The sequence below is a fragment of the Methylobacterium sp. 092160098-2 genome (assembly GCF_028920805.1).
Lineage (GTDB): Bacteria > Pseudomonadota > Alphaproteobacteria > Rhizobiales > Beijerinckiaceae > Methylobacterium > Methylobacterium fujisawaense.
Genome location: NZ_JAQPZJ010000002.1, coordinates 523,085 through 546,857, shown reverse-complemented (window position 1 = coordinate 546,857; position 23,773 = coordinate 523,085). Strand labels below are relative to the sequence as shown.

At 68.8% G+C, this 23,773-nt stretch carries 25 protein-coding genes and 1 pseudogene; 11 read left to right on the top strand and 15 right to left on the bottom strand.

The genetic code is table 11. The features are described from left to right. The first annotated feature begins 187 nt into the window (after positions 1–187). Together PQI07_RS27975 and PQI07_RS27970 are read left to right on the top strand one after the other, a co-directional pair. Positions 188–1,957 (top strand): hypothetical protein, encoded by a 1,770-nt coding sequence (locus tag PQI07_RS27975; protein ID WP_274928211.1) that lies wholly within the window; start codon positions 188–190, stop codon positions 1,955–1,957. Positions 1,958–2,271: 314 nt separating this feature from the next. Further along, complete coding sequence (locus PQI07_RS27970; RefSeq protein ID WP_274928210.1) at positions 2,272–2,901, top strand: hypothetical protein; 630 nt, start codon at positions 2,272–2,274, stop codon at positions 2,899–2,901. Between the two features lie 64 nt (positions 2,902–2,965). Here PQI07_RS27970 and PQI07_RS27965 read toward each other — a convergent pair whose 3' ends face one another. Beyond that, positions 2,966–3,526 carry an ImmA/IrrE family metallo-endopeptidase gene (locus PQI07_RS27965; protein WP_274928209.1) on the bottom strand — a complete coding sequence of 187 codons (561 nt, stop codon included), beginning with the start codon at positions 3,524–3,526 and terminating at the stop codon, positions 2,966–2,968. Between the two features lie 42 nt (positions 3,527–3,568). Further along, positions 3,569–4,537, bottom strand: coding sequence for a hypothetical protein (locus tag PQI07_RS27960; RefSeq protein ID WP_274928208.1), 969 nt, complete (start codon positions 4,535–4,537; stop codon positions 3,569–3,571). Between the two features lie 265 nt (positions 4,538–4,802). On the opposite strand from PQI07_RS27960, the gene PQI07_RS27955 reads away from it, so the two are divergent. The 3 genes from PQI07_RS27955 (at position 4,803) to PQI07_RS27945 (ending at position 7,625) form a co-directional block, all read left to right on the top strand. Then, on the top strand, positions 4,803–5,372 hold the full coding sequence (locus PQI07_RS27955; protein ID WP_274928207.1) for a hypothetical protein: 570 nt from the start codon (positions 4,803–4,805) through the stop codon (positions 5,370–5,372). Between the two features lie 945 nt (positions 5,373–6,317). Then, positions 6,318–6,914, top strand: a complete 597-nt coding sequence (locus PQI07_RS27950; protein ID WP_274928206.1) for a hypothetical protein — start codon at positions 6,318–6,320, stop codon at positions 6,912–6,914. 240 nt (positions 6,915–7,154) lie between these two features. Further along, positions 7,155–7,625: a hypothetical protein gene (locus tag PQI07_RS27945; RefSeq protein WP_274928205.1), complete on the top strand. Its 471-nt coding sequence runs from the start codon at positions 7,155–7,157 to the stop codon at positions 7,623–7,625. A 214-nt stretch (positions 7,626–7,839) separates the two neighbouring features. On the opposite strand, the gene PQI07_RS27940 is transcribed toward PQI07_RS27945, so the two are convergent. Further along, positions 7,840–8,157, bottom strand: a complete 318-nt coding sequence (locus PQI07_RS27940) for a hypothetical protein (protein WP_274928204.1) — start codon at positions 8,155–8,157, stop codon at positions 7,840–7,842. Between the two features lie 247 nt (positions 8,158–8,404). Between PQI07_RS27940 and PQI07_RS27935 the strand changes: the two genes are divergently transcribed. Next, positions 8,405–9,196 carry a hypothetical protein gene (locus tag PQI07_RS27935; protein ID WP_274928203.1) on the top strand — a complete coding sequence of 264 codons (792 nt, stop codon included), beginning with the start codon at positions 8,405–8,407 and terminating at the stop codon, positions 9,194–9,196. Between the two features lie 8 nt (positions 9,197–9,204). Here PQI07_RS27935 and PQI07_RS27930 read toward each other — a convergent pair whose 3' ends face one another. The 3 genes from PQI07_RS27930 to PQI07_RS27920 all read right to left on the bottom strand — a co-directional run bounded on the left by PQI07_RS27930 (position 9,205) and on the right by PQI07_RS27920 (position 13,002). Continuing rightward, complete coding sequence (locus PQI07_RS27930) at positions 9,205–9,417, bottom strand: helix-turn-helix domain-containing protein (RefSeq protein ID WP_342462674.1); 213 nt, start codon at positions 9,415–9,417, stop codon at positions 9,205–9,207. Between the two features lie 104 nt (positions 9,418–9,521). Further along, complete coding sequence (locus tag PQI07_RS27925; protein ID WP_274928201.1) at positions 9,522–10,868, bottom strand: type II toxin-antitoxin system HipA family toxin; 1,347 nt, start codon at positions 10,866–10,868, stop codon at positions 9,522–9,524. 73 nt (positions 10,869–10,941) lie between these two features. Next, positions 10,942–13,002 (bottom strand): hypothetical protein, encoded by a 2,061-nt coding sequence (locus tag PQI07_RS27920; RefSeq protein ID WP_274928200.1) that lies wholly within the window; start codon positions 13,000–13,002, stop codon positions 10,942–10,944. A 9-nt stretch (positions 13,003–13,011) separates the two neighbouring features. On the opposite strand from PQI07_RS27920, the gene PQI07_RS27915 reads away from it, so the two are divergent. Further along, on the top strand, positions 13,012–13,332 hold the full coding sequence (locus tag PQI07_RS27915; RefSeq protein ID WP_274928199.1) for a hypothetical protein: 321 nt from the start codon (positions 13,012–13,014) through the stop codon (positions 13,330–13,332). Positions 13,333–13,435: 103 nt separating this feature from the next. Continuing rightward, entirely contained in the window at positions 13,436–13,843 is a 408-nt protein-coding gene (locus PQI07_RS27910; RefSeq protein ID WP_274928198.1) for a response regulator, read from the top strand. Positions 13,844–13,865: 22 nt separating this feature from the next. On the opposite strand, the gene PQI07_RS27905 is transcribed toward PQI07_RS27910, so the two are convergent. From PQI07_RS27905 to PQI07_RS27890, 4 genes are all read right to left on the bottom strand, one after another. Continuing rightward, positions 13,866–14,633: a short-chain dehydrogenase/reductase gene (locus PQI07_RS27905; RefSeq protein ID WP_274928197.1), complete on the bottom strand. Its 768-nt coding sequence runs from the start codon at positions 14,631–14,633 to the stop codon at positions 13,866–13,868. Between the two features lie 87 nt (positions 14,634–14,720). After that, the gene (locus PQI07_RS27900; RefSeq protein ID WP_274928196.1) at positions 14,721–16,271 is read right to left on the bottom strand and encodes a J domain-containing protein; all 1,551 of its coding nucleotides are present in this window, start codon (positions 16,269–16,271) and stop codon (positions 14,721–14,723) included. A 287-nt stretch (positions 16,272–16,558) separates the two neighbouring features. After that, complete coding sequence (locus PQI07_RS27895) at positions 16,559–16,834, bottom strand: hypothetical protein (protein ID WP_274928195.1); 276 nt, start codon at positions 16,832–16,834, stop codon at positions 16,559–16,561. A gap of 98 nt (positions 16,835–16,932) precedes the next feature. Next, positions 16,933–17,229: a hypothetical protein gene (locus PQI07_RS27890; RefSeq protein WP_274928194.1), complete on the bottom strand. Its 297-nt coding sequence runs from the start codon at positions 17,227–17,229 to the stop codon at positions 16,933–16,935. Positions 17,230–17,510: 281 nt separating this feature from the next. Between PQI07_RS27890 and PQI07_RS27885 the strand changes: the two genes are divergently transcribed. Beyond that, entirely contained in the window at positions 17,511–18,758 is a 1,248-nt protein-coding gene (locus PQI07_RS27885) for a hypothetical protein (protein WP_274928193.1), read from the top strand. Between the two features lie 15 nt (positions 18,759–18,773). Here PQI07_RS27885 and PQI07_RS27880 read toward each other — a convergent pair whose 3' ends face one another. The 5 genes from PQI07_RS27880 to PQI07_RS27860 are packed head-to-tail and all read right to left on the bottom strand — an operon-like array spanning position 18,774 to position 21,243. Beyond that, positions 18,774–19,217: a hypothetical protein gene (locus PQI07_RS27880; protein WP_274928192.1), complete on the bottom strand. Its 444-nt coding sequence runs from the start codon at positions 19,215–19,217 to the stop codon at positions 18,774–18,776. Further along, positions 19,214–19,645, bottom strand: coding sequence for a hypothetical protein (locus PQI07_RS27875; protein ID WP_274928191.1), 432 nt, complete (start codon positions 19,643–19,645; stop codon positions 19,214–19,216). The genes PQI07_RS27880 and PQI07_RS27875 overlap by 4 nt, the downstream gene beginning before the upstream one ends. Then, positions 19,629–20,129 (bottom strand): RNA 2'-phosphotransferase family protein, encoded by a 501-nt coding sequence (locus PQI07_RS27870; protein WP_274928190.1) that lies wholly within the window; start codon positions 20,127–20,129, stop codon positions 19,629–19,631. Before PQI07_RS27870 ends, PQI07_RS27875 begins: the two co-directional genes overlap by 17 nt. A gap of 10 nt (positions 20,130–20,139) precedes the next feature. Further along, a complete protein-coding gene (locus tag PQI07_RS27865; protein WP_274928189.1) occupies positions 20,140–20,598 on the bottom strand; it encodes a YfjT/YkfB family phage-associated protein in 459 nt (152 codons plus the stop codon). A gap of 51 nt (positions 20,599–20,649) precedes the next feature. Continuing rightward, positions 20,650–21,243: a Rieske 2Fe-2S domain-containing protein gene (locus PQI07_RS27860; protein ID WP_274928188.1), complete on the bottom strand. Its 594-nt coding sequence runs from the start codon at positions 21,241–21,243 to the stop codon at positions 20,650–20,652. A 195-nt stretch (positions 21,244–21,438) separates the two neighbouring features. Between PQI07_RS27860 and PQI07_RS27855 the strand changes: the two genes are divergently transcribed. Further along, positions 21,439–22,338, top strand: coding sequence for a hypothetical protein (locus PQI07_RS27855; RefSeq protein ID WP_274928187.1), 900 nt, complete (start codon positions 21,439–21,441; stop codon positions 22,336–22,338). 157 nt (positions 22,339–22,495) lie between these two features. Next, positions 22,496–23,125, top strand: a pseudogene (locus tag PQI07_RS27850) (helicase HerA domain-containing protein); the annotation flags it as partial. Between the last annotated feature and the right edge of the window lie 648 nt (positions 23,126–23,773).

The following is a 23,773-nucleotide window of genomic DNA, read 5'->3' as shown; positions in this document are numbered from 1 at the left end:
CGGCCCTCGACGCGACGGATGCCGACCAGCCCGTATGTTACGAGGCAGCCCCTTCCGGGTCATTGCTTCCTGCCCCTTTCAGGTCGGGAGAAGCCGTGCGACGAAAATCCGGTCGCGCGATTGTTGTCGTTCCCAGATCGAAGGAACGGCGCCAGTCTGGGCTGCCAACCCACACGGATCTCACATCATGACGACCCCACGCGCCGGCCGGCCGATCGGCTCCGGTCTCGACGACGAGGCCGCCCTCGACGCCATAGAAGCGCTCCTGGCCGACTTGCCCGGACTGTCGAAGCGCTCCGCGATCGTGCAGATCGCCGGCGACGAAGGAGCCGACATTCGGCGGCTCCAGCGCAAGCTCGGCCATCGGGCCGAGGCGCGCGCCGGCGACGCCCGTCGTCTTCTCGCCCAGCCCTTCGAGCACGGCGAGGTCCGCCGCGGCCGGCTCTGGTTCTGGACCGTCGAGGTGCCGACATCCGATCCCAGGCCCCTCGTCGTCGGAATGGCCGTCGCGTTCGGCATGCCGGTCCTCGAGATTCTGCTGGCGGAGACCGAGTTCCCGGTTCCGCCCGAGGAGCGCCCCGACCATCCGGTCTTCCTGGCGATCCGGAAGCTGCCCCGGGGGTACGACTGGGACGATCCCTCGTACAGGCTCTGTTGCGAAAGGCTCGGCGTCGATCCGGATCGAGGCCGGCCCCCGCATTTCGACACCCAGGCCGCGGCCGCGGCGGCGGTGTTCAAGCGAAAGGTCAGGGCTGAAGGCGAGACCTACCACCAGCTTCTCGAGGACGGCATGGCGTTCGAAACGACCGAGCGCGGGACCTACAATCCCCAGCGTCTGTCCGCCCTCCACAAGCGATGCGCCGGTTCCTCCGATCCGGCGGAGCGACACGCGGCGGAGGAGGCCCTGCAGGCGTTCGGCGCCGTCGATTGGACCAGAGCGTCCGCCTTCACCGATCTGCTGTGGCTCTCCGGCCCCTGGGGGTTCGACCACCGCGCTAGCGTCCACCTGTTCGGGACGGAGAGGGACGGGGTTTCGAGCTGGTCCGACAAGCCAGAGTTCATAGCGCCAATACCCGAGGACGATCTCGTCGCGCGCCGAGCTGCACTCGCAGTGGAACGGAACTGCATGGCCATCGTCCTCTCCGAAGAGGAAATGGCCGACTACATTGCCGGGGGCGATCGGCTCCACTGGTTCACGGTCAGGAACTGGTACACTTCGCCATGGGGCCGGCTGCGTGCCATCGCGACGGCTCCAGATCTGGGCATGACCCGACGTCTCGTGGACGCCATGGTGAGGAGCGCCTGCGAGGGGTACGTGTCCCGAAGGAACGGGGATTCCCTCCGGCCGGACACTCTTCTCTCCTGCGAGCGCCGGGACCCCATAGCTCCGTCCAAGCGGCTCCCCTTGTTCCGCAACGTCGCCCGGCGGATCGCCGGCGAGTGGCGCGACGCCCGGGCCCGCCGTCGAGGGGCACGAGGGAACTGCTGGCCTGCCGTCGCCGACGGACGCCTACATCTTCCCTGGGGCGTGTGCCTCATCGGACGGGATCGCGGTCGCATCATCGTCCGCCCGGGCGCGCACCCGCTCCGATACGATGGACGCTCCGTCCGGCTGGCGGTGGACCTGATCGAAGGCTTCGGCAGGCACATCCCCGATGTGGCGGCGTCCTCCTTCGAGCTGATCGACCTGGATACGGGCAAGGCCATCGACCTCGAGGACATGATCGGTATCCTCGACCTCGTGTCGTCCGCAGGCGCTCTTCTGCCGAGGACGGAGACCGCGGCGGTACCGACGAGGCATCGGCTCGGCTGGGCCGCGGCGGGGTTCGCGGCCTGCCTGATGCTGCTCGCATCGTTGAACGTTTCCGACAACGGCGCCTCGCGGGCCCAGGCGACGACGATGCCGACGGACCTGCCGCCCCTGCAATCGGGACCCGTCGCTCCGCCCCTCGACTGATCGCCATGCCGGTTGCGGAGAACGCTTGCGAAGCCGGCATCCGTACCGCGGGTGCCGGCGGTTTTGCCGGTCCGGACATCTGAATGCCGGCATCGTCTTCAACGGGTTGTCCTTGGATCGTCGTCCCGTTCTGCCGATCTCGTTGCCGGTCGTCCGAAGCCGATGCCGCAGGCCCTGCGGAGCGAATTCCTTAAGCAGGCGTCGGGTAAAGCCCGTGGATCCAGGCTAGGCGCGCCCGCGGCGACCTGATGCGTGCTCCTTCTTCGGATACGCTGCGATCGCCTGCACCCGGGCTGTTCGAGCTTCCGTAAGCCATGAAGAGACCGTTCGTCGCCCTGCTCGCGTTGCTGAGCGTCCATCCCGCGCTTGCGGCCGGACCGGCATCGTACGAGGGCAGGTGGACGTCCGACCTGTCCTGGTGCCGCAACAGCGCCGACACCACGGACGAGGTTCCGCGGACCTACGGTCGCCGCATGGTGACGTCGTACGCGTCGGATTGCTCGGTCGATCGCGTCGTAGGATCGGGCCCGTTCGAGATCTCCATGACCTGCAGGGGCGAAGGCCAGACCTGGAAGAGCCGCGAGAGACTGGAGGTCGCGGCCGACCGCATGAGGGTCAGCGATCTCGACCGCGGCGGCATATCGAACCTCCGCCGCTGTCCGGAGAGGCAGGCGGCCGCGGTCGCAGCTCCCTCGGCCCGGGAGGACTTCGCCGGCGAGTGGGCCTACTCGCAGGCGCAGTGCCGGACCAGCAGAATCCATATCGACGGCAAGTCGATGGGTCCGTGCTGGTTCACGAAGAAGGAGCCCAACAGGACCGGTACCGCGGTCACCATGGTGTGCAACTCGAAGTTCCGCACCCTGGACTGGAGCGTCGAAGCCGGCGGCCGTACGATGGTCGAGACCGAGGGTGCCGACAGCCGGATGCTGTACCGCTGCCGGTGATCGGGTTGCCGGACGGGCGGACACGCCTCGCTTCGGTGATGTCCGCCGCCTCGTCTCCGGAACGTTAGGCTGCCGCGAGGTACCGCTTGAGCGCGTGCCTTCGGGCCTGGACCAGTCTCCGCGTCACGCCGAAACGACTGGCGACCGCGTCGTCGTCCAGACCTTGGTCGAAGGCGGCCACAGTTTCCGCCTGGGGCATCAGGAAGCCGATCATGAAGGCGGTCGCCTCGCCGCGGGCGACGCCTTGGCATTCGGTCCGCGAGAAGCGGGGCACGCCCATGGCGACGACGTCGCCGTATCTCGACCGCGCGGCCGGGTAGTGCAGGAACAGGTGTCCGACCGCTTCGGCCAACACCTCGTTGAGGGCCGCGACGTCGAGGGCCGGCGAATGCGCATGCTCGGCGTACAGCCCCGGGCCGGGCTTCACCAGGACGCAGTCGCCCGTCCGGCCGAAGACGGAGGGGACTTCGATGTAGCCGCCGCCGAACTTCTCGAACACAGGCAGCACGGGTCGGCCCCGGACGTGCGCGAGTTCGTCGGCCATGCGCATGCCAAGTCGGCTGGCGAAGGCGAAGTCGACGCCGAGCGGCGTCGCGTCCTGCACGTTGCGGAGGCTGTTCATCATGAGGAGCTGTCCGTCGTCGGCCGATAGCGCGGGTCGACGAGGCTACGGCCGCGGCGCGGACGAGGTCGCTTCCTGCCGGAACGCCGCGAGCCCGGCCGGCAGGTGAGGGGCCTCGTACGTCTCCGCCTCGCCCGCCAGATAGGCCGTGAAGTCCGCGGGGATCTCCCGGGCCGGGGGCGAGGGATAGTCCGCAGCCTCGAACGTGAGCTCGCCTTCGTCCGCCTGGAAAACGTGTCCCCAGTCCCGTCGGAGCGCCTCCGCGACGTCGTCGAAGCGCGTCACGACGCTCCAACGGTAGCCCTCGCGCGTGTGGCCGCCGGCCGGCGAGCCGACGGCGGCCTTCGTGTGGAGCCATACCGAGGGACTGTCGCGCCAGCTGCTGCCGTTCGCCGGGCCGGTGTAGGCGCGCCCGCCATTCCGTTCCTCGACCGCGAAGCTTCCGCTCCAGCGCTGCAGGAATTCGGCCTCCAGACCGGGGTGGTCGAAGGAGACCCGCATGTGGTCGGAGCCCAGATCGTCCGCATCCAGGAACCGGAAGCCCGCATGCTCGCGGCACCAGACGCTGAACGACTCCTTGGCGGTCAGGGCCGGGAGCACGCCACGGGCCACCGCAAGGCGCTCGAGCGCGTGATGCTCCGGCGGGCGGTAGGAGAAGACGTTTCCGTGCGCGCGGAAGAAGGCGATGCGGTCCCGGTCGCGTTCGACGTAGACGGCGACGTCGAGGTGGTGGCCGTGGTTGGTCCAGTGTTCCGTCCAGCCCCATGGGCCGGTCGCGTTCTCCGCCAGCCATGTATGCACGCGGTCGAAGATCTCGGCCGACGCCTCGCGGGACACGCTCATCCCGTAGGTCGAGAACTGCGGCTCGAACCCGGTTACGGGCCCGTCGAAGGCCCGCGCGATCGCTTCGATCTCGTCCGCCCGGATCTCCCGTGCGCCGTAGACGGGGGAGTGGAGGCGGACCTCGTTCCAGTCGGTCTCGTTGCCGCGGGTGAAGTCGATGACACGGGGCATTCGGTGGACACCTTCTCGATTGTCCCAGAAGAGCACGGGGAGGCGAAAAGGTCACGGGACCCGGATCGACCGCGAGATGTCGTAGACCGTTCCTTCCGGTCCCAGCGGCGCGTCTCGCGATCGCGCTCCGTGCCTTCCCGAGCCCACCCCTGGAAGCCAACATGCGGTTTTGATAGCATCGACCGAAGGTAGTCCCGCCGCTCTCCTGCGGGAAGGAACGAAAGGTCGGCGGATGACTGGATCGCATTCGAGGCGACTGGGGAGGGTGCTGCTCGCCGGAGCCATGTTGTGCGCGGGCGGCGTCGCCCATGCCGGACCCTCGGGCTTCAATATCGGCCTGCACGCCTCGGACTGTCTGGTTCCTGGCGTGATCGCTTGGTACAGCGGCAACGCTTTGGCCGGAGGGATGGGGTACAACGCGTGCCCGAACCCGACCCCTCTTCCGACGACCCCCGCGCCTGCACCGGCACCGGCACCGGTCGTCACGGCCCCGACGCCGGCCGCCGAGGAGCCGCCGCCGGTCGAGGCGGAAGCCTCGCCGAGCCCCGAGCCCTCCTCGCCGGTGGCCGACGTGACGCCGACACCGGTCTACGTCCCGCCGCCGCCGCCCCAGCGGATCCCCGTGGCGGTGCCGACCTATACGCCTTGGATCGCGACGACCGGCCCGGGTTCGACTTCGGTGGGCGGCGGCAACGGCACCGCCAACTACATGAATTCGTACAATGCGCTTGCGCCCACAGCCCGCGCCGCCACGAACAGGGCCGACTGGTGCAGGCGCGATGGCCGTTCGCAGGGCGCCACCACCGCGTGCATCAACTCGGTCGGCGGCCGGTAAAGGGGCCTGCGAACCGGAATGCATCGAACCGCCATGTCGCGAGTCTGCGAGGGCCGGACGACGACCGTTCCTTCGTGTCCCGCGCGGGGGAGGGAATGTGGCGCCCCGGGGGTCGAGCCCGCACCTGGAAGCGACGATCCCGTTTTGCTACGCTTGGCCTGAAGTGCGCCGACGTCGTACTGCCGCGTTGCGGTGGAAAGGAATGGAAGGTCTTCGGATGACGAGACTCCACGCGAGACATTCGACGTTGGCGCTCCTTGCCGGTGCCGCGATCTGCTTGGGCAATGGCGCCCATGCTGCAGGGCCCTCGATCGGTTTGAGAGCCTCGGACTGCGAGATCCCCGGCATCATCGGGTGGTACCAAGGCAATGCGATATCGAACGGAATGCCGTTCAATTGGTGCCCGCATCCCATTCCTCTACCCGCACCCGCCACCTCGCCACCCCCGCCGGCAGCGGCTGCAACTCCTGCGCCGCCCGCTACGGAAGACGCGCAGCCGGTTGCGGAAGACGCGTCGCCGAGCCCGGAGCCCTCTTCACCGGTGGTGGTCGTCGCACCCCCGCCCCCACCGCAACGCATCCCGGGGGCCGTTCCAACGTATGCGCCCTGGACCGCGACCGCCGGTCCAGGTTCGAATGCGGTCGGCAACGGCAACGGAACCGGCGGATACAGCAATCCGTACAACACCCTTGCTCCCAGCGCCCGCGCCGTCGTGAATAAGGCCGACTGGTGCAATCGCAACGGACGTTCCCGCGACGTCGCCAATGCCTGCAACAATCACGTCGAAAGCAGGTAACGATCGGCGCCGATCCATCGGCGCATTCGGTCTCTGCGTGGAGGCCGGTGTCGGGGCGTCCCCTTGCAACGGCCGGATGATATCGATGCCTTCGATCGATTCAGATCGGCGATGGTGCTGAAGGAACAATCTGCAATGAGAGGCCTATCATGACTACGCTACGCCTACTCCGCTCAGGGGCGTCCCTTCTGGCCGTCGGCGCCGCATGCCTGAGCCAGTCGGACATCGCCACGGCGCAGGTCGTCTTCAACAACCGCGGGATCAACGCCTGCGCCAACCCGGCCGTCAAGGACTACATGGTCGGCGACGGGATCAGTCAGGGCATCACGTTCAGGCCGTGCCCGAACTACGTGCCTCCGGTCGTGGCCACGCCGACGCCGGCGCCGGCACCGATCGACACCCCCGCTGCGGCTCCGGCCCCAGCTCCGGACGCTGCACCGGTCGACACGTCGGAGCAGGCACCGAGCGACACGCCCGCCCCGACGCCGGTCTACGTGCCGCCTCCCCCGCCGCCGCCGCCGCAACGCATTCCCGTCGCGGTCCCGACGTACACGCCCTGGACCGCGACCACCGGCGCGGGCGGGAACGCGGTCGGAAGCGGCAACGGGTCGGCCAGCTACGACAACGGCTACAACAACGTCGCTCCGAGAATGCGCGCGGCGGTGGGCGCGAGCGACTGGTGCCACCGTGGCGGCCGCTCAAGCAGCGCCACGGATGCCTGCCTGAAGGCTGTCGGAACCCGGTGAACGATCCCGGCTCCGGCTTCGGCCGGCCCGGGTCTTACGGGCGCTACGGTAATGAACGGCCAGGGGCGGGCGAGAACCGGCCCCGGCCGTTCGATCGAGGCGGCGTCCTTCGCCGTTCGTTCACCTCGAAGGGAAATGGCCGGGCGGCGACGGCCTCGGGGCTGTGCAGAGCGATCAGCGGACGATTGCCGCCGTGGGGCCGAGGGCTATCGTGCCGGTGCCCCGCCGGAATCCGCACCCATGCCGATCTCTACCCTGCAGTTGATCGTCCCCGCCCTCGTCGCGACGGCCCTGCTCGCTTCCTCGGCTTCCGCCCAGACGCTTCCCGCGCCGGTCCGGAAGGCGATCGGCGAGGCGACCGCGAACTGCCGACCTCAGAAGGTCACGCTCGACAAGGGATTCGTGACCACCAGGGACGTGAACGGCGACGGCATTCCCGACTACGTCGTGAACTACGAGGCCTTCCGCTGCGGCGAGAGCTTCACCTTCTACTGCGGCTCCGCCGGCTGCCTGACCCAGGTCTTCGCCTCGACCGGCGGGACCTTCGTGAAGGTGCTCGACGAGAACGTGGAAAAGATCGCATTCGAGACGGTCGGGGGACGGCCGGCGATCCTGCTCGGACTGCACGGCTCGGCCTGCGGCAGGCCGGGCGTGGAGCCGTGCGGCACGACCCTCGTCTGGAACGGCACGAGGTTCAGGGCGACGCGCTGAGATGCCGGCCCCGCCGCCCGATCCGATCACGGGCTGGCGGGTCGGGTCGATCATCTCACGGCAGGCCGGTACGCGACTTGGCCTGCATCCAGGATGGACCTGCCGCCTTTCCGTCGCGTGAAGCGAGGTCCTGGGCGCTGTTCGGATCCGGGACGGAGGGGTCGCCGGGTTCATCCGCCCGGCTTGCGAGCACGCTCGTAGACGCTCGCGCACCTCAGTCCCGGCGTCGCCCCAGACCCGGTATGAGGCGCCGCAACGCGCCGCCGACGGTGCCTGCGCCGCTTTCGTCCGGATTGTCTTCGTCGCCTGTCGGCTCCGGTTCGTCCTCCGCTACGGCGTTCTTCTGAAGGTCGGCGTCGACGGCTTTGAGGACCTGCATCATCATCGGTGGCCATGGGACGCCGCGCTCCTCCATGAGGACGGCGGCGTCGACCAGAGCCCGCACGTGATCGGCCGGCATCTCCCCCCGCATGATCTGCGCGTCCAGGAGGCGGTCCGCGAGGGTCCCCGCCATATGGACGACTTCGGACATCCGATCGGATTCCGGGGACGCTTCCGACATGACCTCCTCCAGTTTCGTATGGGCGCAGTATTCGGATCAGATCGCGTTTGTTTTTTCCATCCGCAATGCGAAGTGAACTGTGGATCGGGTGGGTCCGCCCGAGATCTGGACGGCGACCATTCCCGCCGCCTATCCGCGGACATCCCGCTCGGCCGAGCCTCCCTTGTCCCTTGCGTCGGCAACGGCTCCACTTCCGCATCCGGGGCGAGGACCGAACATGTCGGCACGGCACGCGATCGAATGGAAGGAGACGGCGCTTCTGCACAGCGTCGTCGAGCGGACCCATGACGCGATCGGCGCGCCGCTGCACGAGAGCCATCCCATGCGCCGTGCGCTGGAGCGCCGCTTCGCCATGGCCCGCGGAACGGTGAACGGCAGACCGTTCCTCGCGCAGGTCGTCGACGACCCGACGGCCTCGGTGAAGAACTACTGGGTCCGTGGGCATCTCACGAGCGACAACGAGGAGCTCGCGGTCAAGCGTGCCTTGTCGGCCGTGACGGACGGGGGCGTTCAGGTCGGAGCCGACCGTGCGGAGGTCGCCGCTGCCGAGTGGGCCCTCTACCGTCGCATGGTCGAGGACGCCCAGACTTGGCTGCGTGTCGACTCCGGTCTGAACGCCGCGGTCAGGCGACTGGGAGCCAAATGGGACGGCGGGATCGTGTCCTGGTTCGTGATGACCGGAGTCGACCTGGCCCCCTTCGAGGAACTCGGCTGCACGGCACGAGCCCGTCCGGAATGGCGCCGGCTGGAAGGCGGCGACCGGATCGCTCGAGGCCAAGCGGTGCAGCTGGGCGCGCGCCGTCTGACCGACGGCCTGCACATCGACGTCGGTACCGCCGACGCGGAGACGCTACGGCACATCCGCGAGGACCTCGGCATCCGCCTCATGGAATCGCTCGACGAGTACTGGGCCTGGAAGGTGACGCGGGACATCAACGCCGAGCCTGCGGCGGACGAGTTTCCGGAATGGGAGCCGGTCCCGGAGCCGGCGGCCGCCCCCGCTCCCTGATCGCCGGATCAGGCGTCCCGAACGTCGGATTGGTCGCCATCCGTGGCGACAGCCGGTCCGCGCCCGACGAAGCCCACCTGAAAGCCGTAGGCCCTGCCGATACGCTCGAGCGTCTCCATGGTCGGGTTGGCCTCCCCCCGCTCGATCTCGGCCCACTGTCGGACCGTCATCTTCAACATCCGGGCGAACCCCGCCTGTGTCAGTCCGATCGCCGTCCTCATGTCCTTGAAGCCCTCGGGCAGGCGGAGCTGACCGGCGGCGGCTCTCTCGGAGAGCGCGTGGCGTCTCTCCCGGATCTTCTCCCTTGGCGGGCGCTTTCGTGCCATCACGGACAACCGAGCACGGGTTTCGGACGCTCGAGGGCGGCGATGCCATCGGCGACCTCCCTGCTCTGACGGACGATGGCAATCTCGATCACCTTGGCCGGGACGCCGTGTTCCGCTGCCAGTTCGGGGAGCCTCCGGAAGAGATCGAGCTTCGACAGCAGCAGGTCCTCGATCGGACCCGCGTCGAGCCGGCCGGCGGCCGCTGCGCAGACGATCCTCCAGTCCGGATCATGATCGCTGCCTACGGAGCGCATGCATGCCCACTTCGTGGGACGTCCGCGATCCGCCGGGGCCAGGCGCATCGGGGCGAAGTCGAAGAGAGGCGATAGTCTGATCCCGCCGGTGCCGCCTTTGCTCAGGGCGGTGTTCCGTCCGTGGTTGTCGGGATTGCCCATCGCGAGATTCAGCGCGTCGCGAAGCACGTACTCGGCGACGTCGGATTCCGGATCGCTCGAAACGCCGCGAAGCATCTCGAGGTAGGTCTCGTGGGCCTCCGTGTGCCCGAACGCGGCGATGCCGATCGCAGATACCACGCTCTCCTGTCCGAGGCGGACGACGCCCTCCGGTCCGACGGACCTGTCGAAGCGGGGAACGACCAGAGAAGCGTGTCCGTAGATCGGCACCGCGTGCACGCGGATGCCGAAAGCGGCTGCGATGCCGACGTAGGCGGCCTCCGCCTCGAGGATCAGCCTGTCGCTCTCCTCGTTGCTCCGAAGCAGCTTGACCAGAACATGATCGACGGCTTCGTCGTCCGGTACGACGGGATCCGGATACCAGAGTCCATCCCTGGCCTTGGTCATGGTGATCTTCGGCCATTCACCTTGGTGGCCGGACGAACCCGACGCCACCAGGGCATACATGTCCGCCACCTCCTGGAAGCGCTCCGACCGGTGGAGCATCTCGTCCATCCCGACGCCCGGCACGGTAGTCCATTCGTTCAGCCGATCGCGCTCGGCCTCGTAGGCTTCCTTGATCCGCAGGTTGCCGAAGGGTGCGCTTGCCGCCCGCAGGAGCAGCGGCAGCTCGGAGGCGGCCGCATTCGCGTCGATGCCCATCGTCTCCGAAAGCCGCCGGCGAGCATGCCCTTGCGGCATGAGATCGAGCAGGTAGGGCGGCCACGTCCGATGGTTGCGGATCTCGAGGTCGATCGGAGCCAGAACCGAGATCGCCCGCTCGTCCCGGATCGCGATGTCGTCGGCGATGCTCTCGGCACCGTGGTCGAGGAAGTAGGCGTCGTCGTACGCCACCGTCGTCGCCCCACCGACACCCCGTGAGGGCTCCTTGATCTCGACGACCGCCGCATCGTGCCATGCTCCGGTGTGATGAAGCTGAAGCGTCAGATCCATTCGACCCATCCCGATGGGCAGTATCAGACCGACTTGGGTAGTTTGCAACCCACTACAATGGGTACTGCCCCGATCAGCGTCGCCGGTTCGGCTTGACCGGCAGGGTCGCCTGCAGGCATCGCCGGACGAGGCCGGGGGCCGTGCAGAAATCCAGCGGAGACTTCCCGTCGAGCGCGGGATGGCGGCATTTCAGGTACACATCGAGCTGCGCGGCGGGGACGATCCTGGCCGCCTCCCTGCGCAGAGCCGTTCGCGCCTCCTCGGCTTCGACGGCAGCGCGCCCTTCGAGGGCGCGCAACCGCGCCATCTCCCGCGCCGCGTCGACGGCGGCCATCAGGCCGGACTCCCCGGATCGGGCGGCCGCGGAGGGAGAGGTCCCACGCAGCGAGGGGTTCCCGATCGCAGCCCAGGACGCGACGTCAGACCCGAGATGCTCGCCGGCCCGCGACATGAGCCGTTCCACCCGGGCGTCCGCTTCGGCCTCCACGCGTGCGTCCGCCTCGCGCCGCCGCTGCTCGGCCCTGCTCCGTTCCAGCTCCGCCTTGCGCGCCGCCACGCCGTCCAGAGGCAGGCCGAGCCGTTCGTCGGGAAGCGACTGGCCGTACCTGACGTCCCTGGCGATCCGATCCAGCCGATCCTTCAGCCGCCCGTAGTCGACGTCGCCGAAATCGAGCGCCTGTCGCATCGTATGGTCGAAGCCCGGCAACGGAGCGTCGAGCCACCGCTCAAAGGAGAAGCCGTCCGCTTCTTCCGGCGGCATTCCGGAGAGGATCCCGGATACGATCCTCCCGATCTCCTCCCTGCGCCGTGCCGGAAGAAGCCTGCGCCGGAGCGCCTCGTCCGCCTTCGCGATCGCGACCCCACGCAACTGCCACACGCCGTCCTTCATGGGCGAGAGGATGCCGAGGAGAGTCAGAGCCGAGGCCCAGGCGCGGATCGCCTCCAACGGGGTGCCGAAGCGGTCGTCGGCGGCCTTCGCAGCCGCGACTTCGGTGTCGGCGAGGCGCGCGAAGCGCGGTCGAAGAAGGCCCAGCCGCGCAAGGCGGCCCAGGCCTCGCCCCGCTCCGAAGGTCCACGTCCCCTGCAGACGATGCGCCTCGAAGATGCCGGTCAGCAGGATTGCCTGCCAGTCCCCGGCCGCGACCGTGAAGCATCCCTGTCCGCGGACCTCCAGACCGACGGCCGGACCGAAGCCGTCCCGTCCGATCGTCGCGAACGCCGGATCGGACGGCTTCATCGCGCGGACCTCGCCGGCGGCCAGCTCGTAGGCCGCCGCCAGATCGCGCCCCCGGCGGGCGAGCGCGTCCGCGCGTGCCTGACGTCGCCGTCCGAGCTCCGCCCTGCCTTCGGCCAGCAGCGGGTTGTGGAGCCAAACCCTCGGCGCGGATCCGAGGATGGCGGCCTCGAGCTCGGCCCGGCCGGCATCGCGCGGGACCTTCGACAGGTCGATCTCGACAGCCGCGACGTCGAGATCGCGGATCCGCTCGATCTTGGCGGGCTCGCAGGTGTGGGTGACGGCGAACTCGACGAGCAGGTCGCGATCCCCGCGCCTGACGATCACGTCCGGAACGATGTCGCCGAGCCGACGCTCGAGGATCGCCGCGTCGAAGGCGTGCACGCCGCCTCCGTAGCGGATCCACCGGTCGCCGTCCTCCTCCAGCGCCAGCGCCGGCAGGGCCAGATGAAGGCGACGTCCGAGGATCTCCTTGGCGAACTTGTGCAGAGCCGTCTCGGGCCCGGTGCGACAGGGACTGCCGTCGGCCGAGCCGGCGTGCGCGAAGTGGTGGTCGTTCACGCGTCCCTTGCGGGCGACGAGAGGGGCCGCGCAACCGGGACAGACGCAGAGGCAGGCGCGGCCGGACGGGACCTCCGAGATGTGGACGATCGAGCCGTCGTCGCGTTCGCCCAGGACGAGGCTTTCAGCACCGTCGCGGCAGGCGAAGCCGGACAGCGGCGCCGGGGCGGCCTCGGGTCTGGTCGGCATCTCGTCCACTGCTCGATGGTCGCCCGGCGGCCCGGCAGAAGGCAAGTCCCGTGGACCGTCGGCGGCCGCGGTGGAATCCGCATGCCGGTTTCGGTGATCGCTAGAATTGTCCGCTTCCCGTTCACCCGCTTCCAAGCGGGTGGATGGCATCCGTAATCCATGCCTTTCAGCCTCTCCGGTCGCCGCACCTTCGGCGTCGCCTGCGCATTCCTTGGACTCGTCGCGATGATGACGTCGCAGCGGCCGAACCTCCCCGAGATCGGCATCGGACTCGGTGCCCTCGCGATCTTCTGCCTGACGTGGTTCCTCGGCGGGGGCGCTTCGGCGCAGCCCGTTCCTTCGACCGTGCCGAAGGCGGCCGACGATCGGGCGCCTACGCTGGACGAGGTCGTCGCGGAGGCTCGCCGCATTCGGACCGGTGGTTCCGGCGCCCGGAACCATCCCGCCCTCGATACGGCCGTCCGGCGGGCTGCCGTCTAGACGCGCGCCGAAGGAACCGCAAGTGCGGCGACGAGCCCTCCGGATATGCACCGAAATGTCGCCGGCGCCGGGAGCGATCCCACTCCGGGCGACTTGACGTTCCATGTCCTCGTCGACCTCAAACACCCCGTACGCACTGGTCGTCGACGACGACGCCCACGTGAGGATGCTCGCGTGCGACATCCTTGAGGACGCCGGCTTCCGCACCCTGGACGCCGCGACCGGCGACGACGCCATGGGGGTCCTGCGGGAGCACGGCGACGAGATCGTCCTGTTGTTCAGCGACGTCGAGATGCCGGGCAGCCTCGACGGCTTCGCTCTGGCTCGCGAGACGGCGCGGCTGTGGCCCGGGATCTCGCTCGTGGTGGCTTCCGGTCGGCGCTCTCCCGAGCCCGGCGAGATGCCGGAGCATGCCCGGTTTCTGTCGAAGCCGTTCAGCGCGCAGATGGTCTACGACCACCTCAAGGAGATCCTGCCGGACGGGCGCAAGCCGGAGCCGCTCCGGTCCTGACGCCGGGGGAGGGCGCCCGCGATCAGAACGGCGGCCTGGAGGGGTCGTCGATCGTCAGCACGACTCCCGACGTGTAGCCGGACCGCGGTGAGGCGAGGAACGCCACCGCAGCTGCGATCTCCTCCGGATGGGCTGCGCGGCCGAACGCGTTGTCCCTGAACGCCTCCTGCCAGCGCTCCGCATCGCCCGTCGTCCGCTCGGCCTTGGCGCGCAACAGCATCTCGATCCGGTCCGTCGCGACCGGACCGGGATTGATCCCGACCACCCGCACGCCGTCGCGCGGCGAGCGGGCCCCCAAGGCGCGCGTGAACGCCATCAACGCGGCGTTGCCGGTGCTGCCGGCGATGTAGTTGGGCTCCGGGCGCTCGCCGGCGGATCCGATGACGTTGACGACGACCCCGCCGCGCTCCTTCAGCCGCGGATACAGGGCCCGGGTCAGGTCGATGTAGCCGAAGACCTTGAGATCCCAGGCGGACCGCCATGTGCCCGCCTCGACGGAGAGGAGGTTGCCCGGCGGGATGGCGCCGGCGTTGTTCACCAGGATGTCGATCGGGCCTGCTTCGGCCGCCACCTTCGCGAGATCCTCGGGCCGAGAGAGGTCCGCCGGGATCGTGCGCACGTCGACGCCGTGCGCCGCCTGGGCCCGGGCTGCCGCTTCGAGGGCGACCGCGTCGCGGGCGACCAGCACGAGATCGCAGCCTTCCTCCGCGAGCATCGAGGCGGAGGCGAGGCCTATGCCCTTCGAGCCGCCGGTGACCAGGGCGCGTTTGCCTCTGAGATGCAGGTCCATGCCGACGTGTCCCGATCCGCGGAGATGCGGGGACCTATATGGCGCCGGCCGGCCATGCTGGAACCGTGGTCCTGCGATCCCGCCGTGTCAGCGGATCCAGGGAACGGTCGGTGGCTTCACGTGCGGGATCGTGTCGAAGGGGATCGGCGGGGGTGCCGGTGCGGGACGCGAGGCGGCGACCGATGCGGGATGCGAGGCGGAGGCGGTCGCCGGGTTCGGAGAGTTGCCCACGAGCAGGTATGCGCAGGCCGCGTAGACCGCCAGGGATCCGGCAGCCGCGAAGATCGGGGTCCGTCCCTGGCTCGGCAGCCGCTCTGCGTCCGTCTCCAGCACGGTCCGCACCGCCGATCGTCCGGCGAGGCCTGCCAGGAGCCAAGTGATCCCGAGCGAGGCCGCCAGGAACAGTCCGCCGACAAGAGCTGCGCCGGCGGCCGCGTCCGGCTGGTGCTGGTTCGGATTGAAGCTCGCCAGCAGCGTTCGGACCTGACCCGATGCCAGCGCCACCAGGGCACCCACGGTCAACGCGACGGCCGCATAGCTCCAGACGCTTTTGATCGTCGATCTCGCGATCGCGTCCCTCTTGGACTCCAGGGTCCGGCGAACCCCTTCGATGAAGGACACGGATACAGCGTTCTCGAAGGAGGCCGCCAGGACTTCGTCCGGGCGGTTTCGATGAAGCACCACGCTGCGGATGGCGTCCAGCACCCGGACGTTCCGGGACAGCGAGAAGGCCTCGGCGGCCTTCGCGTTCTCGAGGATGTAGGACCCCTGGTTCATCAGATCGTCGAGGAAGTAGGGCAACCGCCACATGCGGTCGGTGCGGCCGACGTATCGCGCCTGATAATCCTTCCCCTTGATCCGGAACTTCTGACCGAGGACCGGCACCTTCACATCCCAGCCGATGCCGACGCCTCCGGCATGACGGGACACGTGAGGCGGCGATACGAAGCCGGCTTCCGCAAGCCAGGCATGACCGGACTTGGTCAGGGCCTTCGTCCAACTCTCGTCCTGGCCCGCGGGAGTGTGGACCTCGTAGACGACGTCGGCGTGGATGTGGCCGGTATGTATGGTGGTGAAGATCCCCGTCTGGCCGCATGGATGGCAGGCGACCGTCGTGCCGCCTCCGCAACCGTAGCAATTGATCTTGCCGCTGCTGAGACAGGTGCCGCATCTGGAGTAGGAGGTTCCGCTATGGACCCTTCCCGAGCCGCCACAGACGTTGCACGTGATCTTGCCCCAGACGCAGCTCATGCATCGTACCCGCCTGTTGCCGGCGCAGGAGTCGCAGACCTCCTCCGACGCGTATTCGAGGGGCACCGCGCCCAGGGGGATCTTCTGGCCCGCCGCGAACCCCTTGGCGGGCGACGCGGTGAACATGGCCACGAGGGTTTCGACGTGCGCTGGCTTCCCGGCGAAGTTGTCGAAGCCGCGGCGGGCAACGGCCTTCAGATCGGCAGGGTGGACATACTCGATGTTGCCGCGAGCCCTCCCGGCGAAACGCCGCCATTGCGACTCCCAACCGACGCTCGCCTTCGCGGCGATCCAGATGCCCTGCATGTGCTGGGTTTGGGTCAGCGTCTCGAGATCGTCCGCGGAGGCGCAGTTCCCGTCGAGAGCCGCCTTCAGTCTCTTCGTCACGCGAGCATGGGAAGCTGCGAAGTCGAACAGCTGGTCGACCGAGCTGCCGGACGCGGGGAGTTTGGGTGCGGGTGAGGCCGACATGGACTGCCCTGTGGAGCTGACCCTTCCACAGTAAGGACCGACCCTTGATATTTAATGGCCAAGCTTTGCTTCGAAGCCGCACGTCCGGGAAACCGGCTATTCACCTTGAACGACCGGTTCCGGGGTCTGAACGGGCGGCGAGCTCCACCGCGGAAGCTTCATCTCCGTCCGTGGAGGCTCCTGCTGGCGACGCTGCACGAGGATCAGGACTTCGGACCACCCGTCCGCGGCTTCTTCGCCGAGAAGGCCTGGGCCAGCATGAGGATGCTCTTCCGACAGTGGGCATCCGGAATGGAGGAGAAGGCCAGGACCAGCTGTGCGATCTCGAACTCCGAGGGCTTGGTGAGAGGGCGCTCGTCCGCGGGGGCGAGCATGACCGCGGGGTCGATACCGAGAGCTTCCGCGATCTTCGCGACGAACTTCTCCGGCCCGCCGTCTGCCGGTATGCGGCTCATCGCTTCGGTGGGTTTGCTGTTCATGCCTTCGATTTTCCGGTCATGTCGATCATGTCCCGCGTCCGGCTACGCCGGCGGTCGGGACCGCGTTTCGGGAGCCGACGCGCCGTCGGCCGTTCGCTTCAGTGCGCGTCGACGGACGCGGCTGTGGCAGGCCGTCCCATCGGAGCACGCCCGCGTGGGCGGCGTGCAGACCTTTGGCGGTTGATTGAGGCGAGACGGGCCTCGCAGTCGATGCGGAAGGCGTGCGCGTCGGCGATGATCGCCGCCATCGAGGCGCGGGCCTCGGCGACGACGGCCGCGATCGCGGCCACGTCGGTCCCTCGCGGCCACGCGCCCGCCGCCCCGCCCCTTTCGAGGGCGGCCATGCGTCGGGAAACCTCGCCCGCCTCGAAGTCCACGCCGTCCGAAATCGCCAAGCCTCCTGCATCCGGGCCCGACATAGGCATCTTCGGGCGTTTCCGAAACAGGCCGCGCCATCCCGGTCACGTGATGGTCCAGCGGAAGCGCCATGCGGCACATGCGCGTCCGATGCCGTGCATCGCGGTGCCGTCGGATCCACCGTCGTCTTCGAAGGAACGAAGAGGAGAGTCGATCCGATGCGTTCGCGCGTCGCCACGGGCCTTGAGGTGCCGATAGGGCGGCACATGTATCTCGGCATGGTCCCAACTCACCCGGAGCCCGAACGACGGAGCGGCACGTGAGCGGCCTGCTCCATCGGCTGTTTCGGTACCGCGCCACCGAGAAGCGGACGCCGCTTGAGGATTTCCTGACGGAGGTGCTCGCCGACTTCATCGCGCGCGCTCCACCCCCGGAAGCCGAGGCGTTCGTCCTCGACTGCTTCGTGCCCGAGGCTCTCCGGGACGCCTTCCGCAGCATCGTGGCCGGTCGGTCGATTGAGGCTGCAACCCAGGTGCGCCTGCCGGACGGTCGGCGTCTGGACCTCCTGCTGCAGGTCGGGGGCACGCCCCTGATCGTCGTCGAGAACAAGACCTGGGCCGCATTCCAGATGCATGCGCGGCGCGTGCCGGAACGCGGCGGGGACCAAGGCGCGGGCGAGGCCGCCGAGCTCCCGGAGGCCGCGCCCGTCGTGGCCGACCCGCCCGCGGATGCGGAGGAGGGCGATCCGCCGGCGGTCGAGTACGAGCATCAGCTGATCACCTACGGGCGCTGGCTGGCGTCCGCGCCTAAGCCCGAAGGCTGGCCGGGCGTCCTCGTGGTCCTGACGCACGCGGCCCAGGCCCCGGAGGATTTCGTCGCAGGCGACGGGGCACGATACGGCGTCGCGCCTCAACTGATCCGCTGGCGGGAACTACACGCCCGCCTCAGACGGCGGGTGGGCGCGGGAGCTGCGGATCCGCAGGTCCCCGCATGGATGTTCGTCGGACGCGAGCTGTGCACCTTCCTGGAGACCCACGCGATGGATTCGTCGGACCTGACCCCCGTGGAGATCGCTTCGGTCAACGTGGCCCTGGGCCCGCTGCGCAAGTTGACCGCAGTCTTCGCCGAAGTCGCCGCCGACCTGCAGCAGCGCTACCCGGACGCGTTCTCCGCACGGGACCGCGACAGCGCCATCGATCAGGACAACGGCCGAGCCTGGGGCTGGACCTACTTCAAGGGCGGGAAGTTCTACGTCGCCTACGGGGTCTACTTCTCGCCCCTCTCGGGGGAGTTCGCGACGACCGAGCCGCCGCTGCCCGACCACGAGCACGCCTTCGTGGCGCTGGGCGCCGAGGAACGGGCTATCGATCCGGGTCCAGAGGGTCTTCCGGCGGGATGGGTGCGGATCGGCGACGGCTGGCTTCTGGTCAGGCCCTTCCCGCTGTCCGACCGTCGCACCGGGGAGCGGTTTCCGCAGTACCTCTGCAGGCTCGTCCAGGACGCCTGGCCTGAGATGCTCGGCATCAAGGACGGCCGGGAGGCCGCCACCGCTCCGCCGGATACCTGAGGCCGGCCGCCGGCTTCAGAGTGCCGGAAAGGTCGAAGGAAAGGTCGAAGGGAGACTGCGCGTGCCCTCCTCGTACGGGAAGCGGGCCCGCTGCAGGGGGTCGGCCCCCGTGAAGATCATCCGGGTCCGGAAGGCGACCGGGCTGGCTCCGAGGAGGTATCCGCGCATGGCCTCGTCGTCGGGAACGAACATCGGGCGATCGAGATGGCGGCCCGGACCGCGGACCCACGGCGGTATCGGCAGCCCCCAGCGCCGCGCGAGATGCTCGCCGACCCCGCCGAGGAACGCGTCGATGCGGACGTCGCCGACGAAGTCCGGCTCGTCGGCGATGGAGAGGGCCTGTGAGGCGGGATCGTCGCTCAAGGCGTAGAAGGCGTCCAGGAATCCGCGCAGATGGAGATCCCAATCCGGTCCGACCCTGGTCAGGGCGGCGACCTCCTGCAGGGTCCGCGGCCTCATGGAGCGGAACCCTGGGCGATCCGGCGCATCGCCTCGAGATAGGCCGGCGGCGCCACGAGCACCCGAAGACCCGGGCACGACGTCGGCGGATAGGTGCCGGCAGCTTCGAACAGCGCGACAGGATCCCGCGGTGCCGACGTCAGGCCGACCGCGTCGTCCAGCCAGCGTTCGGCGAGACCGAGCTGCGCTCCCGCCTCCGCCGATGCGGGCCCGAGGACCTCCTTGAACGGTGCCTCCCGGACGACCACCCCCGTGGAACCGTCGACCGGCCCCCATTCGAAGAGCAGGATCGTCGCGGCGCCGTCGCCGGCGGCGATCTCGACGAACAGGCCCCGCTCCGCGAGCGCGCGGCCGAGCAGATCGAAGCACGCCGGCAGCGGGACGCGCCCGGCCGACGCCGCCCCGACCGGCTCAGAGATCGTAGGCATGGGCCGCGGTGGTTCCCGGAGCTGGCCAGCGGATGCCCGTAACGATGACGCTCCGCGATACGGGGATCGACCCGGTGTAGCCCACCGAACCCGCGAGGCGGAGCATCGCGGTCCATGTCCAGGGCGCGTTCTCCCACGCCTCGTCGCCGACCATCGCCAGGGCGAACAGGCCGCGCCCCGACGAAGGCCGAAGCTCCACGAACTTGTCGTCCAGGACGAAGCGCGCGACGTCGAAGCGGCTGGTCGGCAGCCGGAAGAGCACCGGATCGGCATCCTCCGCGTCCGCCATCTCGACCGCGTGGTGGACGCCGATGCCCCGCTCGTCCGTGTAGCAGCCCATCTGGACCTCGCCCGTGAGGTGGCAGGGGGCCAGACCATCCCTGAGGATCTGGTCCAGCCACCTCGTGGACGTGCCATGGTAGAGCACCGGCGGGAGCGGAATGCCGGTCCTGCCCGGTAGGGCCGGGACCCGACCTCGGCTCATTCCACGCACCTCAGTTGCAGCCGTCGAGGGCATCGTTCAGGGCCTTGGCCGCGTTCTTCGTCGGGAAGGCGTACTTCGCGCCCTGGACCGCCACCGAGAAGGTCGGCTTCTTCGACGTGACGAGCTTGCCGACGAGACCGAACAGCTGCTCCCTGTCCGTCTTCGCGTCCCCGGTGGAATTCCCGTCCTTCATCGCGAACACGAAGGTCTCGCCCCCGGCGTCGACCGACATCCGATAGGAGGGCGGAAGCTTCTGGCCGTCCTTCTCGAAGGTCACGTAGCACTCGGGGCCGCCGCCCTCTCCACCCGAGCCGCTGGCGTTGACGACCCGCAGGGTCGCGCCGTCCCGGTTCGTGACGCTGTACTCGTAGGTGCCGGCGCTGCCGGCGGAGTTCCATGCGCCCTCGGCCGCCTGCGCGGCGGAGGCCGCGAGGCATAGGGCGAGTGCGGAGGCGATCGTCTTCATCATGTTCCTCTCCGATGGTGCCGGGCGCCGGTCGACCGGCACGCGACGCTTTCCTCAGGCGCTCCGGGAAGCGGCCGCGTCGGTTCCTCCGACGACGGTGCCCGTGCAGGTGTCGATCTCCAGGCCGTGGAGCGGGCAGACCACCCGTCCCCGGGCGTCCGGCTCGAGCGAGCCGAGGACGAAGCCCTTGTGGGGGCACACCAGCGCGCCGGCGGCGTTCCGCCCGCACTTCCGTCCCGCGTAGGCTTCGGACAGCCTGCGAAGGCCGCGCTGCCCCCGGGCCTCGAAGATCGGATAGTCGTGCCCGCTCCGGCGGCAGGTCAGCCGCCTGTCGACCGGATCCGGATGAGGCTGCTCCTTGCCGCCCATGCCGATGGTTGCGAGAGGCGCGGAGGCGACGATGCCTTCGATGGCCCGGCCGTGCGAGAGACGCTCGATCCGGCGGATCTGGGCATCCGACAGGAACCGCAGATCGACGTGGTAGTGCTCCTGATGGAAGCCGATGTGCTCCGCGTCCGTGTGCTTCGGACCCATCACGGGCCATGCCTCGACCCTGCCGTACCACGGATACAGGACGGTCGTGACGAGGTAGCGCGAACCGACGGTCGGCGGCTGGTCCAGTTCGGCGACGTGCTGGATCTTCGGCATCGGCATCCCTGCGGAAGGAACGGACCCTGCACCGGAGCGGACGATCCCGCAAGGAACGGTCCGAGACGTGGTTGACGTACGCTTGGTGCGTTAACGACATCCGATGTCGGATCTCAGTAAGAACCTCCGCCGTCTTGCCTCGAAGCGGCCCCTCGTCGAAGCTGCCGCGATCGAACGAATACGCGGAGAACGTCCATGAGGTCGCTCGTCGGCGCCGTCGTCCTGCTCGCCGCCGCCGGGACGGCGCAGGCGCGCGACTGCTCCGGAATCCAGGATCCTGCCAAGCGACTGCAGTGCTACGACGCCGGGGCCGGTCGCGGGCGCGCGCCGAACGCCGGCGGACGACCGTACGAGGGAGCCTGGGCCGCCAACGCGGCGGACTGCGGCAGCGCCGAGGCCGACGGCAACTTCCGCATCCAGGGTCGACACTACACCGGATGGGAGCAGCAGTGCGACATCGACAAGGCGGTGCCGCAGGGCGACGCCTGGACTCTGACGATGTCGTGCGGCGGCGAGGGCGAGACCTGGAAGCAGACCAGAACGTACGCCCCCCAGCCGGGGGACAGGCTTTCGGTCCGGGACAAGGGCCGTTCCGTCGGCACCTACGTCCGCTGCGACGGGCAGGCGACGGCGCCGGCGGCGACGCAGCCGACCGCAACCGGCGTCGGCACGATACCGGCCGGGCCCCTCTCCGAATGGGCCTACGATGCGGACAGGAAGCTGATCTGGTCCTGCGACGACTTCGACGAGGGCAAGGCGAAGGCATGCCTCGCGTTCGCCTGCGACTACAAATCCCCGACCATGACCTTCTTCACGCGTGGAGCCGCGGCCGCGGCCGACGCCGTCCTCGCGCCCGGCCGGTCGGTGGCGATGCCGGTCACGGGCACGCAGGAGGAGAAGTCGTTCTCGCGTCTGTTCAAGATGGGGGCCCGGACGAGGGTTCTCGAGGGCAACGACGAGCTCAAGGAGTACTTCAACGGGATGAAGCTGCAGCCGATCGCGGTCGCGGCGGGACGGGACCGGTGGTGGTTCGCCACGGCGTCCGGCCGGTCCGAGAAGCCGCTGGCCGACTTCCGGGCCGAGTGCCTGTATTGACGCGGCCGGCCCGCGGGGGCGCCAGCACCCGCGGGCATCGCTCGTAAACCAGCCTACGACGAGGGATGTGGACAACCTCGGCAAAAGCGGTTCTCATCGAAGGAATGGACGACCCGCATCGGATGCCGGTCGTGACGCGCCGTCATCGGAAGGCCGCATGAAGATCGAGATCGAGCTGGGCGACGTCGTCCTCAAGGGGGCGGGCGGACAGCCGGCGATCATGGACATCGAGGAGCTGCTCGCGACGCGCCTTCTCGTCCAGGGCAACTCCGGCTCCGGCAAGTCGCACCTGATCCGGCGCATCCTCGAGCAGAGCGCCGGCAAGGTTCAGCAGGTCATCATCGATCCGGAAGGGGACTTCGTCTCCCTCTCCGACCGGTTCGGCCACATCGTCGTCGACGCCCGTCGGAGCGACGTCGAGCTCGAGACCATCGCCCTGCGGATCCGGCAGGCCCGAGTGTCCGCGGTGGTGAACCTGGAGCATCTCGAAGTCGACGGTCAGATGCGGGCCGCCGGCATCTTCCTGAACGCCCTCTTCGATGCGGACCGAGAGTTCTGGCATCCGGCCCTGGTGGTGGTGGACGAGGCGCAGCTGTTCGCTCCGACCGAGAAGGGCGAGTTCTCCGAGGAGGCGCGGCGGATCTCGCTCGGCGCCATGACGAACCTCATGTGCCGCGGCAGAAAGCGCGGGCTCGCCGGAATAATCGCGACCCAGAGACTAGCAAAGGTCGCGAAGAACGTAGCGGCCGAAGCGTCTAATTTTTTGATGGGAAGAACCTCGCTCGACTCCGGCGCCGCACATCGCGGCCCCGCCTGGAGCGGCGGTCGAAGTGCGGCCTCCGCTCCTTCCGGTTCCTTCCGGTGCCCTCCCGTGCCACGGTATCGATTGCCTGGCAATGGATTGCCCTGTTCCTTTTGGCCGTCCAGACCTGATGGAACGGTGCACCAAACCCGCCGGCCTCGGCCCGATGCACGATCGCGCAATAGTCTCGGTCGATCGTTCCTTTGTGACGGCCGCGAAGTCTGCCTCCGAACGTACTACCTCAGATTGCGGAGCGCCCGAATGAGGGCGCGAGGTCGGAAGCGGATCGAGTGCCGGAAGTTCGGCATTTAGCTTCGCGTTCGGCGTACCGTCGTCCGATGAAGTTCTCGTGGAAGGGACATGGTGGCTTCCGAGTAAGGTCGCTCTCCGGCGCGGCTACCGGCCGGAAATCAATGCTTGGTATCCGTAGCGAGGGGCTGCTTCCGACCAGGCTTTCGGATGGTCTGATTGCCGGCAATCTGATTGGCGCCGGGACGACCGAGAATGGCCGAAAGCCGCTGATCCGCTTTGCCGTAAGTACGCCGGAGAAGCGGGCAGTCGGGCGCCTGCACCCGCTTGCACGATCGACAGCGGATCCCCGCGGTATGTGCAGCACAAAGACAACGCACCGAC